Consider the following 14,939-nt stretch of genomic DNA (forward strand, 5'->3'; position numbering starts at 1 on the left):
TCCTATTTCATGAAGCTTTGTATAGCGGAAAAACCCAGTGTCGCAAAGGAGATTGCTACCGTGTTGGGAGCGAAAGTACGTCGAAACGGTTATTTCGAAGGGAATGACTATTGTGTGACTTGGACGTTCGGACACCTTTGTTCTTTGCAGGAACCGCATGAGTACACGGACAAATGGAAGCAGTGGAATATGACTTATTTGCCGATGATCCCTTCGACGTTTCGGATTAAGTTGATAGAGGACGAGGGTATCAAGAAACAATTTGCCGTTATTGAAGAGTTGGTGGGGAAGGCCGAAATGGTCATTAATTGCGGGGATGCCGGGCAGGAGGGAGAGTTGATTCAACGTTGGGTATTGACGAAAGCCAAATGCGGGGTTCCGATGAAACGGTTGTGGATCTCTTCTTTAACGGAAGAGGCCATTCGGGAAGGGTTTGAGAAATTAATGGATGCTGCCGATTTCGATACGTTATATGCTGCCGGATCGGCAAGAGCGATCGGAGACTGGTTGTTGGGAATGAATGCGACCCGGGCCTACACGTTAAAATATGGAGACGGTAAAGGGGTTTTCTCGATCGGCCGGGTCCAGACTCCTACCTTGGCTTTGATCGTGGAGCGCCAGAAGGCGATTGAGCGGTTTAAACCCGAAACCTACTGGGAGGTACGTACGGATTACAGAGGGGGATGGTTCGCCAACACGAAAGGACGGTTTACGGATAAATCCCAAGCTGAGGCTTTTTTGAAGGAGATAGAGCCGTTGGAGTTGGAAATCGCGAGCGTGGAACGGAAAAAAGCAATGGAGCATCCGCCGAAATTGTTCGATCTCACCTTATTGCAGGTGGAGTGTAATCGTAAATTCGCATTCTCCGCGGATGCCACGTTAAAAATCATTCAATCGCTTTACGAGAAGAAGTTAACGACTTATCCTCGCGTGGACACCAATTTTTTACCTAACGATATCTACCCTAAAGTTCCTACTATATTGAAGGGATTGAAGCCTTATGAGGCCGTGGTACAACCGGTATTGAACGGAGGGAAGATTCGAAAATCAGGGAAAGTTTTTAATGATAAAAAGATCACGGATCACCATGCTATTATCCCTACCGGCGTATTCAGTTACGATATGACTCCCGATGAGAAACGGGTATTTGATCTGGTTGCCCGTCGTTTTATTGCCGTTTTTTATCCGGATTGTGAAGTGGCCAATACAACGGTGATGGCAGTTGTGGGAGAGCATGAGTTTAAGGCCACGGGCAAACAGATTGTGGTTCCCGCTTGGAGAGTGCTTTTTCCGACAGCTTCCAATAAGCAGAGTGATGAAAATGTTTTGCCTGCATATGAAGTGGGGGAACGGGGAGTCCATCATCCGGAACTACAGGAAAAAGAGACGCAACCGCCGAAATACTTTACCGAAGCGGATTTGTTGCGGGCTATGGAGACAGCGGGGAAACAGGTCGAAGACGAGGAGCTGAGAGATTTGATGAAGGAAAACGGAATAGGACGCCCTTCAACCCGGGCCGGTATTATAGAAACCTTGTTGAAACGCCGTTATATCCGAAAAGATAAAAAGCGGTTGGTAGCTACGCTTACGGGAATCGAACTGATCGATACGATCCAGAACGGACTGTTGAAATCCGCCGAATTGACCGGACAATGGGAGAAGAAACTTCGGATGATCGAAGAGGGATCTTATCGTGTTACGGATTTCATGGAGGAGTTAAAGGTGATGGTCAACGAGGTTATCCATGAGGTGAAGTGCGCTCGCCGGAAAGCGATTGCCGTGGAGACAGAAGAAGAGAAAGTGGCCGGGAAGCCCGTAAAGGAACAGATCCCACTTGTTTTGAAATGTCCCAAATGCGGTAATGGTGAGATTATTAAGGGACGTACAGCTTGGGGATGTTCTCTCTATAAAAAATCCTGTGATTTCCTGATACCGATGGAGATTCAAGGGAAAAAAATAACCCAAAAACAGGTGGAGTCCATAGTGCTAAAAGGTAAAACCGGGGTGTTGTCCGGTTTTAAAGACGCTGAGGGTAATGCGTTCAGCGGAACTCTTCGTTTGGATGAATTTTGTAAAATAGTGATCGATAAAAAATAGTTCGGTAACCAAGGGATGGCATCTTGCGTTATAATTCGTACATATTAAATAACGCGGATTATGACATATCGTGTAGAAAACAATGGAAAATGCCCTAAAGTGGATACGCATGTGGTAAAAGAGCTGGAATTGACTCGTTACATGGGTAAGTGGTATGAAATAGCCCGTTTTGATCATCGTTTCGAACGGGGATTGGATCGGGTGACGGCAGTTTATTCTTTATGTGACGATGGAAAAATCGAGGTTATAAACAGCGGTTATAAGGACGGACGGTTGCATGAAGCCCGGGGAAAGGCCAAGATGCCGGATCCGGATGAACCCGGAAAGTTAAAAGTCTCTTTTTTCTGGTTTTTTTATTCCGATTATTTTATTTTGGAGTTAGACGAGGAGTACTCCTCTGTTTTAATCGGAAGCTCTTCCGACAAGTATTTATGGATTTTGAGTCGGACCCCGAAATTACCTGATAATAAGCTTAAAAAATTGTTGACGAAGGCGGTAAATCGCGGTTATGATACGGGGAAGCTCATCTATATCAACCAGTAAGAGAACTTCAACGAGAAACGGAAGTATTAAATCTATCTTAAATCCGTTGAATGTGATCGGTTTTTGCCGTAAATGATTTAAATTTGACTATCATTTTAAAACGCTAAAATAGAAAAGTATGGCATTGAGATATTTATTGGCATGTTTATGTGCATGTTTGTTTTTCACTACGGTCGGGGCTCAAGAGAAAAAAGAGTTGAAGGCAGGAGATGTCTCTCCCGTGTTCAAATACTATGATATCAATGGAAAAGAGGTTTCTTTAAGCGATTTGAAGGGCAAGTATGTTTACATTGATATTTGGGCTACTTGGTGTCCGCCTTGCCGGCAGGAGTTGCCGCATTTGAAAGAGTTGGAGAAAAAGATGCATGATAAGAATATTGTTTTCGTGAGTATCTCATGCGATCAGAATAAAGCGGATTGGGAAAAGATGGTGAAAGATCAGAAGTTAGGCGGTGTTCAGTTGCATACAGGTGGCGACCGGGCTTTTATGAATGCTTATCGGGTACGGACGATCCCTCGTTTTATCCTGTTGGATAAGGAGGGGAAAATATTGAATCTCGATATGACTCGTCCTTCTGATCCGGCAACATTGAAAACTTTGGAAGCTTTGAAAGGAATAAAATAGAAAGAAGCCTTTGGGATGTATCAAAATGGGCTTTGTTTTTATGGAGGGATTGCTTGTAGGGCAATCCCTTTTTTACTTGTTTATAATTTCGTGACCGAAGGGGGAAAGTGCTAATCCGGCCAATTTGAAATGTTGTAGCCCGAAAGGTATACCGATAATCGTTAAACAAAAAACAATGCCCCAACAAAGATGTGAAAGGCATATCCATATGCCGCCGATGAAAAACCAAATGATATTCATGAGAAGGGACAGGCATCCGTTACTATGGGGAATGTCTATAACTTGACTACCGAATGGCCAGAGGGCCAATACGCCTAATTTAAGGGTTTGCAGCCCGAAAGGAATTCCGATGATGGTGATAAAAAGTATTACGCTTGAGGTAAAATATTCCAACGCGATAACCAATCCGCCGAAAACGATCCAAATAATATTTCCCAAGATTTTCATAACGTTTGTTTTTAGAAGGCAAAAATAAAATAAAGGTAACAATTTTGGCAGGGAAACGTATCATTTGTAGAGAATAGATCATGTATTTAAAAACAGAGGGATATGATAGAGCATTTGACAAAGGATAGTTTTAAACAAAAAGTGTTTGATTATCAAAATAAAGAATCGTATGAGTTTAAAGGAAAGCACCCTGTTTTGGTTGATTTTTACGCAACCTGGTGCGGACCTTGTAAGGCTATAGCCCCGATATTGGACGAATTGCAGGAGGAGTACAAGGATAAGATAGATTTTTATAAGGTAGATAGTGATATTGAGAATGAATTGGCCGCTGCTTTTAATATTCGCAGTATTCCGACGTTGATGTTCGTTCCGGTGGATGCTCAACCTCAAGTGGCGAGCGGTGCGATGTCGAAAGCTCAGTTTAAGGAGTTGTTTCAGAAAGTTTTTAATTTATAATAACTTAGAAGATTTATTTGTTACATTATACCGAAGATCCCGAAGAGAAGCTGTAAAAGGCTTCTCTTCGGATTTTTATGATTCTTTATTTCAAATACCTTCAAATGTATTTATTTTTTTACCTTTGTGCGTTTTTATTAAAGGGTATTTGATATGGAAAAAGTGTTTGATCCGAAATTATTCGGATTGATTAAAGATGGTTCTGTCAAAAAGAACTTGTCGAAAGATGTTTTAGCGGGTATTGTTGTCGGGATTGTGGCTTTGCCGTTAGCCATCGCTTTTGCCGTGGCTTCCGGTGTTTCTCCGGAAAAGGGGGTGATGACTGCCATTATCGCTGGATTTATTATTTCTTTCTTGGGTGGTAGCCGGGTACAAATCGGGGGACCGACGGGTGCATTCATCGTGATCGTTTACGGCATCGTGAATGATTACGGTATGGACGGGATGATTATTGCCACCATGTTGGCCGGAATCATTATGATCGGGTTCGGGATGTTGCGGCTGGGGACGCTGCTTAAATTTATACCTCATCCGTTGATTGTCGGTTTTACTTCCGGTATTGCGGTGGTTATTTTTTCGACCCAGATATCCAATGCTTTGGGACTTACATTAACGGATGTTCCGAGCGGTTTTGTCGGGAAATGGGCCTGTTATATCGATCATATACATACGATCAACTGGTATGCTGTCATCATAACGGTCGTGACCGTTTTAATAGCGGTATACATGCCGAAATTGACTACTAAAATTCCGGGTTCTTTTGTGGCTATACTGCTCGTTACACCTGTGGTCGCCATTTTTTCTCTTCCGGTGACGACAATCGGAACCTTGTATGGCGAGATTTCTTGTAACTTTGCCCCGACGATTCCTTCATTGGATTTCGCTAATTTGGCTCATTACGTGCAACCGGCTTTTACGATCGCTATTTTGGGAGCTATTGAATCGTTGCTTTCGGCCGTGGTGGCCGACGGTATGATCGGGGGACATCACCGATCCAATACGGAATTGATCGCCCAAGGGGCGGCCAATATCGTGGCTCCTCTGTTCGGGGGCATTCCGGCCACGGGTGCTATTGCCCGTACGGCTACCAATGTGAAAAACGGGGGACGGACTCCGGTGGCGGGGATGATACATGCAGTGGTTTTACTATTGATCATGCTTTTTTTCGGAAAGTGGGCCTCTTTGATTCCGATGTCTTGTTTGGCGGGAATATTAATTGTCGTTTCTTATAATATGAGTGAGTGGCGGTCTTTCCGTTCCGTATTGAAAGCCTCCTATTTCGATATAGTCATACTTTTGGTAACCTTCTTTTTAACTGTTTTGGTCGATCTGACCGTTGCCATCGAGATCGGTGTGGTTTTAGCGGCCTTGTTGTTTATGAAGCGTATGGCTGATAATGCCCCGAGGGATATTACCGGAACGGGAAATATGGATCAGGATGTTTTGGAGAATTATAAAGATATTCCTTCCGGTGTAGGGATATACGAGATTAGCGGCCCGTTCTTTTTCGGTTCGGCCAAGACTTATTGTGAGACGATCCGGATGATGGGAGTCCGTTATCAGGTATTGATTATCCGGATGAGGCATGTGCCTTTCGTGGATACGACTGCATTGAAAAATTTAACGGAAACGATATCTCAACTGACGAAAGAGGGAACACGGATTATATTGTCCGGGGTAAATGAGCAGGTAAGAAAAGATTTACTTAAAAACGGTATCGGACGGCAGATAGGGGAAGAACAAATTTATCCTAAATTTGATCTTGCTCTGAAAGCCGCTCTTGCAATGGTTGAGGCAAAATAACGGAAAAGCCGTTCGGGACAAAAACCAGAACGGCTTTTTCTTTTATCGCAATCTTATTTTCTCTTCGAAAATTATTATATTTTTGCGTACGAATTAATTTATGACGATAATTTATGAGTGGATTTTTTGGGTGCGTTTCTCGCAAAGAGTGTGTTGCTGATGTTTTTTACGGCACGGACTATCATTCTCATTTAGGAACGAAGAGAGCCGGAATGGCTTTTTACAACGGGCAGGAGTTTACCCGTTCTATCCATAGTTTGGAAAGTGCTTATTTCCGGAATAAGTTCGAACCGGAGTTGGATAAATTCAAGGGTTCTTCTTTGGGGATCGGGGTAATTAGCGATATGGAATCTCAGCCGATTACGGTGATTTCCCATTTGGGACGTTTTTCCGTTGTAGTTGTGGGGAGGATAGATAATTTGGATGAGATTGAAAAATGTTTTTTGAGTGAAAAGAAGCATTTTGCAGAGCTTTCGAGCTCTACCGTCAACCAAACGGAAGCGGTGGCCATGCTTATTAATACGGGAAACACGTTCAAAGAAGGAATTGAGAACGTGTATAGCCGGGTAAAGGGGTCCTGTTCTTTTTTGATTTTGACGGAAACCGGAATTTATGCCGCCCGGGATAAGTATGGTCGTACCCCGATTATTTTGGGAAAGAACGATAACGGTTATGTGGTGGCGAGTGAAAGTTCTTCTTTTACCAATTTAGGTTACACGATTGTACGGGATTTAGAACCTAAGGAAGCGATACAAATCAGTCGGGACGGTATTACTCAGGTGACAACACCGGGTTGCAGGAAACAGATTTGTTCTTTTCTTTGGGTATACTACGGCTATCCCTCTTCATATTACGAGGGAATTAACGTGGAGGATGCCCGTTATCGTTGCGGGGCCGCTATTGCCGCGCATGATAACGTGGAGGTAGATTTTGCGGCAGGTATTCCTGATTCCGGAGTAGGCCATGCCATAGGTTATTCCAATGCCCGGAAGATTCCGTACAAGCGTCCTTTCGTGAAGTACACGCCCACGTGGCCGCGTAGTTTTATGCCGCAAAATCAAAGTATGCGGGATTTGGTCGCTAAGATGAAATTGTTGCCGAACGAGGCTTTTACAAAAGGAGCCAGGATTTTATTTTTGGATGACTCTATTGTTCGCGGCACTCAGTTGAAGGATAATGTCGTCAAATTGCGGGAATGCGGGGTGAAAGAGATACATATGCGGATCGCTTGTCCTCCGTTGGTTTACCCTTGTGTCTTTCTGAATTTTTCATCTTCCCGCTCAAATTTCGATTTGTTTACCCGTCGGGTAATCCGCGATCTGGAGGGGACCTCCGATCTGACGGAAGAGATTCTGAAACCTTATACCGATCCCGATTCGGTGCAATATAAAAAGATGCTGGAGGTGATGGCACAACATTTGGGATTGGATTCGTTGAAGTTCCAGCGTTTGGATGATCTGGTAAAAGCCATCGGCATTCCGAAAGAGGATCTTTGCACGCATTGCTGGGACAATTCGTCGTATCTGTAATCTATAATTATTCAATGATTAAAAGGATTGGCGATTTTAGATTGTAAATTGTAGATTGTAAATCGAATACCAATTTTTTTAGATTTACAATCTACAATTTGCAAAGATTAATACGCGTGATGATCTTCCTGTATATCTTTCAAATCGATCTGTTTTTTATTCAATGCTCTCCAAGCATAGAAAATATACGCGATCACGAAAGGCGATATCAGGGAGACATATGACATGGCTTTCAGCGTATAATGGGATGAGGAGGCCTTATATATGGTTAGGGAAGAGTTTAGGTCGGTATACGACGGATAGAAAGCCGTGTTGTTGAAACCCGCCAGAATGAACAGGGCAATTACAGCCAAAACGATTCCTATGCCCGAGAACCATATCCCTTTATTCCATTTCTCCGAGAACAATGTTTTGACGATACCGAAAAGGACTCCTGCAACTCCGACCAAAAGAATGATCGTGTTGACAGGCATCTCGATCAGATTATGGAAGTATTTGTATTGCACGAGAACGATCTCTCCGTTTTCCGCGATGGCATAACCCTTACTTAATAAAATAATGGCAAGAAACGCCAACAAGAGCACGACAAACGGGACCGCGTTATAAAGGACTTGTTTCCGGCTTCTGTTGAAAATGGTCGGATGGTCGATATTATTAATAAAATAGAGGGCTGCTAAAGTGCGAGCCAAGAAAAAAATGGCGAATCCCAAACAGAGATTGGCAATGTTGAATAGTACTTCTATCCCTCGCCAAGGACTCATCCAGGTTACGTCATTCATCACTCCCAATGAAAAGGGATTACCCGTGAAGAAGGAACCTACTACCGCCCCGATACAGATGGTCCCGATGACTCCATTAATGATCAAAAAGACATTATATGTTTTTTCTCCCAATAGATTACCCGCTTTCCTACGGTATTCGTAAGAGACGGCTTGCATGACGAAGCAGAAAAGTACGACCATCCACGCGAGATAAGCTCCGCCGAAACTCGTTGAATAGAAGAGAGGGAAACTGGCAAAAAAAGCACCTCCGAATACGACTAAGGTCGTGAACGTGAATTCCCATTTCCGGCCAAGACTATTGACGAGTAAATTTCGTTCGTCTTCTGTTTTGGCTATCGTGTATAGTAGGGTTTGTCCTCCTTGGACGAATAACAGGAATACCAGCAATCCGCCGAGTAACGATATTAAAATCCACCAATAATGTTGTAAAAATTCCATATTCATTTACGATTTATGATTTACAATTTTAGATTTAATAATTCTGAGATTTACTGATTGGGTGATTCTGTGATTAAAGATTTCGATGATTGAATCACTAAATCATTTAATCTGTTTCCGGCCCTTTTTTAATCTGTTTTCCCATGATTCTCAGTTCGGCAATGAGTAGTATCGTGAAGAGTATGGCAAACATCCAGAACGTCGTTATCACCCAGTTGGACGTAATTTTAGTTACGGCCACGTTGGTAGGTAAAAGATTTTGTACGACCCAAGGCTGGCGTCCGACCTCGGCAACGATCCATCCGCATTGCGAAGCCACGTAAGCCAAAGGAACACAAGCGAGAGCCAGGTAGGGTATGACTTTGAATTTATCGAATTTTCTTTTTTTAGCGTACCAAAGTGAAAGAACGAATAAAAGAACGAATAACATGCCTAACCCCACCATGATACGGAAACTGTAAAATACGAGGGGAACAGAAGGGATCGTATCGTACGGGGAATTAAGATAGCCATATCCGAAGTCCGCGTAGTTAGCCCTGAATAACTTTAAAGTACTGTCTGCTGCAATCGGATTGTTTTCTTTTACGGCTTGCTTATAATCTTTCAAAGCCTGAATGGCCATGCGCCCGTTAGCCATACGCTGTTCGATCGAAGGATAGGTCTTACCCTCTTCCGAAGTGTATCCGTCCAGAATGTTCTGAATACCGGGAATGTAGGCGTCTCCTTTGTGGTATCCCAAAAACGATAGCATCCGGGGGATATGGATTCCGTACGAAACTTTTTTCATGCGAGTCGTCGGTAGTGCCGGATCATCGGTCAGAAGGCCGATAACGGTTAACCCGGCACCTCGTCCTCCTTCGTTTAAGCCTTCCATTGCGGCTAATTTCATGGGTTGTGTTTTTGTCACGTCCTGAGCACTGGAATCACCGGTATAAATGGTAATAAGTATACTGATCAGTCCGAAGACGGAAGCTAAAATTATACTTTTACGGGCAAATTCGAGATGTCTTTTTTTCAATATAAACCAAGCGCTGATCCCCACGACAAAACAGGCCGAGAGGGTATAAGCGGAAGTTACCGTGTGGAAAAACTTGCTTATGGCCGTCGGAGATAAAAGTACGGCCCAGAAATTATCCATTTCGTTCCGGGCTGTCAACGGGTTAAATTCCATGCCGACCGGATTTTGCATCCAGGCATTGGCAACTAATATCCACAGGGCGGAAATATTTGCCCCTACAAAAACCATCCATGTGGAAAGCAGGTGGAAACGTTTGCTGACCCGGTTCCATCCAAAGAACATGACGGCAACGAAGGTCGATTCCAAGAAGAAAGCGAGGATCCCCTCGATAGCGAGTGGAGCCCCGAATATATCCCCCACGAACCAGGAGTAGTTCGACCAGTTGGTTCCGAACTGAAATTCTAAGATTAGGCCGGTAGCTACGCCAATAGCAAAGTTGATTCCGAAAAGTTTCATCCAGAACTTAGTCGCATCTAACCAGCGTTGATCTCCTGTACGAACCCAGATGGTTTCCATAACGGCAAGCATTAAGGCTAATCCTAATGTTAACGGAACAAACATGTAATGGTAGATCGCGGTCATGGCAAATTGCCAACGTGACCATTCCACTAAAGAAGTTGTTGTTAGGTGAAAGAACATAATGTTAAGGTTTTGTGGTTAATTCTTCAAATACATGATCACTTTTTTCTTGAAAAGTATCGTAATTAGAATTTAAGTAATTGGGCATAAAAAATAGTTTGAGCACTAAAAACATGATACATAGCTTGATTAAAATGATCAGCCATAGATTTCTTCCCCATCGGGGCATATTTTTAAATCCGTCGTAGTATAACCTCCAAACTTTTTTCAGCATAATCGAAAATGAGTTTATAATAACTTAAAAACGTAATAAAGATAAAAATGTTTTCTAATATAATATTCTTATTGTTAATAATATTTATTTATGTGCCGATAGATAGTTTTTATAGGATGGAAAAGTGTTCGCGATTCGGTCTGTTTATCTTAACCGCTTGAATTCGACTGTAAATAGATTTTGATATCAAGTAATTAATTTTTAGATTTACAATGAAGAGGGAGATTTCGGAGGTAATTATAGGTTGGATGTTAATATTTCAGTTGGAAGGGTTGCGAAAAGTATCGGGTTTGTTTTTCCCGAAGAGAGAGAGCGTGGACCAGGTAAGTCGTCGTTCTGGTGTGGTTGTTATTTTCGATGAATTGTTCCGCGGTACGAATGTAAAGGATGTATATGACGGTACGTCGGTTCTTACGAAGGCATTTGACCGAAACACCAAAAACGCCGGGGAAGATTTAAAAAAGGATTGTGCGAATGTGAATTTTGTTTATTTCCGACCCGGAGGGAAGGTAACAAGCCTGTGTTGCCTTACAGGTTAGCTCCGGGAATAACGGGAGATCGCCATGGAATGTTGATTATTCGTAAACATCACATTATCGAAATGACGGAAAAATGGTAAAAAGAGGGAAAGGACCGATTAATTTATCTAATTTTGTTTCGTATAAAGATAGAATAAATGGAAAGTGAGATATGAATAGTTTAGGGAAATATCTTTTAGGAGGGATAATTTTAGCCATCATAGCATTTCTGTGTTGGTACTTTTCGTCCATTATTGCCTATATTTTGGTTTCTGTGGTGATCTCTTTTCTCGGAAGGCCGATTATAGATTTGTTAGGTCGTATAAAAATACGGGGATACGCTCTTTCCGATTCATTGAAGGCTGCTGTGACCTTAGTGTGTATATGGGTGGTTTTTATTCTTTTCTTTTATACGGTTATTCCTATGGCGAGTCAGGAATTTCAGTCGTTGAGTGATCTGAGCATTGCCAATATAGTGAATCAGCTTGATGCTCCGTTAGCGGATGCGGAGTGCGGTTTGAAGCATTTTGGTATTATCGATAACGATCAGGATATAAAAGATTATATTGAGAAAAACTTAAGTTCTTTGGTGGATGTTAGCAGGGTTAAAAATTTGTTCGGTTCATTGGCGGGGACGATCAGCGGCATTTTTATCGCCCTGTTTTCAATCTCTTTCATTACTTTCTTCTTTCTGAAAGATAGCAAGCTGTTTTCCAGAATGCTTTTGGCTGTTGTACCCACTCAATACGAGGAAGGAACGAAAAAAGCGTTGGATTCTATTCAGAAATTGCTCGTTCGTTATTTTGTAGGTATTATCTTCGAAGTGATCATTGTGATGGGATTGAACATCCTTGGGCTTTCCATCGTGGGACTGAAATTTAATACCGCGGTGGTGATCGGTTTGGTGACGGGAATTACAAACGTGATCCCTTATATCGGCCCTTTGATCGGCGCTGTTTTTGGGTTGGTTGTGGGAATAGCCACGCATCTTGATATGGATTTTTATACGGCGCTGTTTCCTTTACTTGTATACATGGCGATTGTGTTCTCTGTTACTCAATTGATTGATAACACGGTATTGCAGCCTTTGATATACGGGAACAGTGTCCATGCCCATCCGTTGGAGATCTTTCTTGTGATTTTGATAGCCGGTAGCATTGCCGGTATTCCGGGTATGATATTGGCGATTCCGGGTTATACGGTTTTGAGGGTGATTCTTGGTGAATTTTTCAATAAATATAAGTTAGTGAAGACTCTTACGAAGGGATTGAATGATGAAAATGGAGTGCGACATGAGGAGGGGTAAAGAGTCGTGAAGAAATAAGAACGGCCTTTCCACCCGGAAAGGCCGTTTCTATTTTAGAGTAAGGCAATTTGTAAAACTTCCCGTATATGATCGACGAAATGGAATTTAATACCTTTGATATATTCTTTCTTTATTTCATCGATGTCTTTTTTGTTCTCGTGGCACAGGATGACTTCTTTAATACCGGCTCGTTTGGCGGCTAAGATTTTTTCGCGGATTCCTCCGACGGGTAACACTTTGCCGCGAAGAGTAATCTCTCCGGTCATAGCTAACGCTTTTTTTACTTTTCTTCCCGTGAGGGAAGACGCTAAAGAGGTTACCATGGTAATTCCGGCGGAAGGGCCATCTTTAGGGACAGCTCCGGCAGGAACATGTATATGGATATTATGCTCTTCGATAGATGCGGTGTCTATGTTTAATTCTTCCGCGTGCGATTTAATATATTCTAAGGCCAAGGTGGCGGATTCTTTCATGACTTCTCCCAAGCTGCCGGTCATGGTTAACATCCCTTTCCCTTTGCTGATACTGGATTCGATATAAAGGATTTCTCCACCGACAGCTGTCCATGCCAATCCCGTAACGACACCCGGCAACTCGTTCCCTTGGTACTCTTCTCGCGTGAATATGGGAGTCCCCAGGTATTCTTTTACGCTTTCTTTGGAGAGCTTTATCGAGAAAGTGGGATCAAGGGCGACGTGTTTGGCCACCTGACGCATAATTTTAGCTAATGTTTTATCCAGATTGCGTACTCCGGATTCCCGGGTATACTTATCGATGATGTAATTTAAAATAGTATCGCTAAATTCTACCTCTTCTGCTTTTACCCCGTGATTGGTTAACTGTTTCGGGATCAAATGCCGTTTGGCAATTTCAATTTTTTCCTCCATCAGATAACCACTAACCTCGATCATCTCCATTCGGTCGCGTAGAGGCGGAGCTATGGTGGAAATATCATTTGCCGTTGCGATAAACATCACTTTGGACAGATCGTAATCCACGTCTAAGTAGTTGTCGTGGAAAGTTGAATTTTGTTCCGGATCCAATACTTCCAAGAGGGCGGATTGGGGGTCTCCTCTAAAGTCCTGTCCGACTTTGTCGATCTCGTCCAAAATGAACACGGGATTTGAGGTCCCGGCTTTTTTTATTCCCTGAATGATCCGTCCAGGCATGGCTCCGATGTAGGTACGACGGTGCCCGCGGATTTCCGATTCATCGTGCAGTCCTCCTAACGACATCCTGACGAATTCCCGGTTTAAAGCCCTGGCTACGGATTTTCCTAAAGAAGTTTTTCCTACTCCCGGGGGGCCGTACAGACAGATGATCGGAGATTTCATGTCTCCCTTTAATTTCAATACGGCTAAGTATTCGAGGATTCGTTCTTTTACTTTTTCCAGGCCGTAGTGATCGCTGTCTAATATTTCCGAAGCCTTCTGCAAGTCGAAGTTATCTTCCGAATAGTGGTTCCACGGTAACTCGGTTAATTCTTTCAAATAATTCAGTTGCACGGAATAATCCGGCATGGAAGGATTCTGTCTTCGTAATTTCTGTAGTTCTTTTTCAAAGAATTCCTGGATGTTTTTCCCCCAATCTTTCTTTTTGGCTGCTTCTTCCAGTTCCTGAATATCATCATCAACGGAATTCCCACCCAATTCGTTCTGAATGGTCTTCATTTGCTGATGCAGGAAATATTCCCGTTGTTGTTTATCCAGATCGAATTTTACTTTTTTCTGGATATCATTCTTCAACTCTAAAATGCTGACCTGTTTACTCAGCAATTCCAACAGTTTTATCGCCCGTTCTTTTATGCTGTCAATCTCCAGCAGTTCCTGTTTGTTTCGATAGTCAATGTCCGTATTGGATGAGATAAAATTGATCAGGAAAAGCATGCTTTCGATGTTTTTCAACGCGAAGCCGGCTTCATTGGGAATATTGCTGGAATACTTTACGATTTTCATAGCCATCTCTTTCAACGAGTCGGAAATAGCATTGTATTCTTCATCGTTTTTAGATAGAACTTCTTCCGTTTTTACTATAATTTTCCCCACGTGATAGGGCTCATCGTACAGGATATCCTCCAACTGGAATCTTCTTTTCCCCTGAATGATTGCCGTTGTTGTTCCATCCGGCATCTCTAATATTTTCAAAACGGATGCGGCGGTACCGATAGAATACAGGTCGCTTTGTGCCGGGTTTTCCGTGTTGGTGTCTTTTTGGGCGATCACCCCGATCATGGCGCTTTGTTTGTAAGCATATTTGATCAGTTTCAGGGATTTTTCCCTGCCGATATTGATGGGAATAATTACACCCGGGAACAACACGGTGTTCCGAAGCGGTAATATTGGCAGTGTGTCAGGTATATTGATCGAATCGTTCAGCAATTCTTTTTCATCTCCTAATATCTGTAATAAGTCCTGATGTTCTTCCTGTATATTTTCCGATAGTATGTCGTCTAAGTTTATTTCGTTCATTATGATCTCCTTATCTTCCTTTTTAGTTGTTTTTTGTATTTACACTCCTCTTCACC

The 14,939-nt window shown here is 42.7% G+C and carries 12 protein-coding genes and 1 pseudogene; 8 read left to right on the forward strand and 5 right to left on the reverse strand.

Features of this window, described 5'->3' with window-relative positions:
• Positions 1-9 precede the first annotated feature (9 nt).
• The 3 genes and pseudogenes from DMB45_RS06300 to DMB45_RS06310 all read left to right on the forward strand — a co-directional run bounded on the left by DMB45_RS06300 (position 10) and on the right by DMB45_RS06310 (position 3,265).
• Positions 10-2,097: a type IA DNA topoisomerase gene (locus DMB45_RS06300; RefSeq protein ID WP_041502811.1), complete on the forward strand. Its 2,088-nt coding sequence runs from the start codon at positions 10-12 to the stop codon at positions 2,095-2,097.
• 102 nt (positions 2,098-2,199) lie between these two features.
• Positions 2,200-2,640, forward strand: a pseudogene (locus DMB45_RS06305) (lipocalin family protein); the annotation flags it as partial.
• Positions 2,641-2,758: 118 nt separating this feature from the next.
• Positions 2,759-3,265: a TlpA family protein disulfide reductase gene (locus tag DMB45_RS06310; protein ID WP_041502812.1), complete on the forward strand. Its 507-nt coding sequence runs from the start codon at positions 2,759-2,761 to the stop codon at positions 3,263-3,265.
• A gap of 72 nt (positions 3,266-3,337) precedes the next feature.
• On the opposite strand, the gene DMB45_RS06315 is transcribed toward DMB45_RS06310, so the two are convergent.
• Positions 3,338-3,712: a YccF domain-containing protein gene (locus DMB45_RS06315; RefSeq protein WP_041502813.1), complete on the reverse strand. Its 375-nt coding sequence runs from the start codon at positions 3,710-3,712 to the stop codon at positions 3,338-3,340.
• A 102-nt stretch (positions 3,713-3,814) separates the two neighbouring features.
• Between DMB45_RS06315 and trxA the strand changes: the two genes are divergently transcribed.
• The 3 genes from trxA to DMB45_RS06330 all read left to right on the forward strand — a co-directional run bounded on the left by trxA (position 3,815) and on the right by DMB45_RS06330 (position 7,500).
• Positions 3,815-4,168, forward strand: coding sequence for a thioredoxin (trxA, locus tag DMB45_RS06320; protein ID WP_041502814.1), 354 nt, complete (start codon positions 3,815-3,817; stop codon positions 4,166-4,168).
• Between the two features lie 153 nt (positions 4,169-4,321).
• Positions 4,322-5,971, forward strand: a complete 1,650-nt coding sequence (locus tag DMB45_RS06325) for a SulP family inorganic anion transporter (protein ID WP_041502815.1) — start codon at positions 4,322-4,324, stop codon at positions 5,969-5,971.
• A 113-nt stretch (positions 5,972-6,084) separates the two neighbouring features.
• On the forward strand, positions 6,085-7,500 hold the full coding sequence (locus DMB45_RS06330; RefSeq protein ID WP_041505533.1) for an amidophosphoribosyltransferase: 1,416 nt from the start codon (positions 6,085-6,087) through the stop codon (positions 7,498-7,500).
• A 107-nt stretch (positions 7,501-7,607) separates the two neighbouring features.
• Here DMB45_RS06330 and DMB45_RS06335 read toward each other — a convergent pair whose 3' ends face one another.
• The 3 genes from DMB45_RS06335 to DMB45_RS06345 form a co-directional block, all read right to left on the reverse strand.
• The gene (locus tag DMB45_RS06335) at positions 7,608-8,726 is read right to left on the reverse strand and encodes a cytochrome d ubiquinol oxidase subunit II (RefSeq protein ID WP_041502817.1); all 1,119 of its coding nucleotides are present in this window, start codon (positions 8,724-8,726) and stop codon (positions 7,608-7,610) included.
• Between the two features lie 100 nt (positions 8,727-8,826).
• The gene (locus DMB45_RS06340; RefSeq protein WP_041502818.1) at positions 8,827-10,377 is read right to left on the reverse strand and encodes a cytochrome ubiquinol oxidase subunit I; all 1,551 of its coding nucleotides are present in this window, start codon (positions 10,375-10,377) and stop codon (positions 8,827-8,829) included.
• 4 nt (positions 10,378-10,381) lie between these two features.
• A complete protein-coding gene (locus tag DMB45_RS06345) occupies positions 10,382-10,591 on the reverse strand; it encodes a DUF4492 domain-containing protein (protein ID WP_041502819.1) in 210 nt (69 codons plus the stop codon).
• Positions 10,592-10,803: 212 nt separating this feature from the next.
• Here DMB45_RS06345 and DMB45_RS06350 point away from each other — a divergent pair, with 212 nt between their 5' ends.
• Complete coding sequence (locus tag DMB45_RS06350; protein ID WP_041505534.1) at positions 10,804-11,130, forward strand: hypothetical protein; 327 nt, start codon at positions 10,804-10,806, stop codon at positions 11,128-11,130.
• Positions 11,131-11,281: 151 nt separating this feature from the next.
• Positions 11,282-12,415, forward strand: a complete 1,134-nt coding sequence (locus DMB45_RS06355) for an AI-2E family transporter (protein WP_041505535.1) — start codon at positions 11,282-11,284, stop codon at positions 12,413-12,415.
• Positions 12,416-12,468: 53 nt separating this feature from the next.
• Here the strand turns inward: DMB45_RS06355 and lon are convergent, their stop codons facing one another.
• Entirely contained in the window at positions 12,469-14,883 is a 2,415-nt protein-coding gene (gene lon, locus DMB45_RS06360; RefSeq protein WP_041502822.1) for an endopeptidase La, read from the reverse strand.
• Positions 14,884-14,939: the final 56 nt, after the last annotated feature.

Source organism: Sanguibacteroides justesenii, from assembly GCF_003204205.1.
GTDB classification, from domain to species: domain Bacteria; phylum Bacteroidota; class Bacteroidia; order Bacteroidales; family Marinifilaceae; genus Gabonibacter; species Gabonibacter massiliensis.

Bases quoted from the DNA above. Each gene is read 5' to 3' on its own strand.
- DMB45_RS06300 (WP_041502811.1), top strand. From the start codon at position 10: ATGAAGCTTTGTATAGCGGAAAAACCCAGTGTCGCAAAGGAGATTGCT.
- DMB45_RS06310 (WP_041502812.1), top strand. From the start codon at position 2,759: ATGGCATTGAGATATTTATTGGCATGTTTATGTGCATGTTTGTTTTTC.
- DMB45_RS06315 (WP_041502813.1), bottom strand. From the start codon at position 3,712: ATGAAAATCTTGGGAAATATTATTTGGATCGTTTTCGGCGGATTGGTT.
- trxA (WP_041502814.1), top strand. From the start codon at position 3,815: ATGATAGAGCATTTGACAAAGGATAGTTTTAAACAAAAAGTGTTTGAT.
- DMB45_RS06325 (WP_041502815.1), top strand. From the start codon at position 4,322: ATGGAAAAAGTGTTTGATCCGAAATTATTCGGATTGATTAAAGATGGT.
- DMB45_RS06330 (WP_041505533.1), top strand. From the start codon at position 6,085: ATGAGTGGATTTTTTGGGTGCGTTTCTCGCAAAGAGTGTGTTGCTGAT.
- DMB45_RS06335 (WP_041502817.1), bottom strand. From the start codon at position 8,726: ATGAATATGGAATTTTTACAACATTATTGGTGGATTTTAATATCGTTA.
- DMB45_RS06340 (WP_041502818.1), bottom strand. From the start codon at position 10,377: ATGTTCTTTCACCTAACAACAACTTCTTTAGTGGAATGGTCACGTTGG.
- DMB45_RS06345 (WP_041502819.1), bottom strand. From the start codon at position 10,591: ATGCTGAAAAAAGTTTGGAGGTTATACTACGACGGATTTAAAAATATG.
- DMB45_RS06350 (WP_041505534.1), top strand. From the start codon at position 10,804: ATGAAGAGGGAGATTTCGGAGGTAATTATAGGTTGGATGTTAATATTT.
- DMB45_RS06355 (WP_041505535.1), top strand. From the start codon at position 11,282: ATGAATAGTTTAGGGAAATATCTTTTAGGAGGGATAATTTTAGCCATC.
- lon (WP_041502822.1), bottom strand. From the start codon at position 14,883: ATGAACGAAATAAACTTAGACGACATACTATCGGAAAATATACAGGAA.